This is a genomic window from Chryseobacterium sp. 22532 (assembly GCF_052044665.1).
Classification (GTDB): Bacteria; Bacteroidota; Bacteroidia; order Flavobacteriales; family Weeksellaceae; genus Chryseobacterium; species Chryseobacterium lathyri.
Genome location: NZ_JBQENJ010000026.1, coordinates 1 through 323 on the forward strand (window position 1 = coordinate 1; position 323 = coordinate 323).

General features: G+C 41.2%; 1 pseudogene. It reads right to left on the reverse strand.

Annotated features, from left to right (window positions below):
• Window positions 1–323 (reverse strand): annotated as a pseudogene (locus tag ACTJIV_RS20340) (T9SS type A sorting domain-containing protein); the annotation flags it as partial.

Below are 323 nucleotides of genomic sequence, written 5' to 3' on the forward strand. Positions count from 1 at the left end.
CCTTTTGTGACATCTTGGTTCTTGGCTCTTGAATCTTGACTCTGGATTACACTCGTTCCCATCAGAATATCTCTGTTTCCAAAATTGTAGGATTTCTGCCAAAGCTCTTCGCCTCTTTCATTTAAAGAAATTAGCCATAAATCTGTTCCTTCTTCTATACCTGCGGTTTTGTTTCCTGATCTCTCGGATCTGGATTCGCCGCCTATTAAATAGCCGGAAGAAGTCAAGGCGAGTGTTCTTAAATGATCATCTGCTTTGCCCCCAAAACTCTTTTCCCATTCTGTTTTTCCTGTTTTATCAAGCTTGATCACCCAGTAATCTCC